Raw genomic sequence first — 512 nt, forward strand, 5'->3', positions numbered from 1 at the left:
CTTGACATTTAAAGCATTACAACGTGGACACCATTTGATTACAGAGCTTGAGGTTATGGATGGATACGTGGTAAATGAAAATATCGTAGAATTTGACGTTGCTGAAGATAACAAAGTTACATTGACTTCTACAAACGATCCAACACTTGGAAATATCAAATTTGAAGTAACGGATCAGGGAAATATTTCTTTGACGGTTGAAGATTTACTGTCTCCGTTTAAACTCCAAATCCATAAAGAAAATAATAAGGACAAGCTTCTTGCAGGAGCTGAGTTTACATTGTTCTCAGATAAAGCTTGTACACAGGAAGTTACAAAAGGAATTACTGACTATCAAGGAATTTTAAATTTTGAAGATTTGAAAGTTGGACAAAAGTATTATCTGCAGGAGACAAAAGCACCGGCAGGATACAGATTACCTTTGGATGAAAATGGAAATCTAGTGACATATGAAGTCTATACAGAAAGCACTCCGGTAAAAGATGAATTTATCTTTTATGTAAATGGAGAAG

At 34.6% G+C, this 512-nt stretch carries 1 protein-coding gene; it reads left to right on the forward strand.

Annotation, left to right across the window (positions count from 1 at the left end):
- Positions 1-512: SpaA isopeptide-forming pilin-related protein (locus IE182_RS33020; protein ID WP_229845306.1), on the forward strand; the 512-nt coding region annotated here is incomplete at both ends.

This window comes from Streptomyces cinnamoneus (assembly GCF_014650495.1).
Classification (GTDB): Bacteria; Actinomycetota; Actinomycetes; order Streptomycetales; family Streptomycetaceae; genus Streptomyces; species Streptomyces cinnamoneus.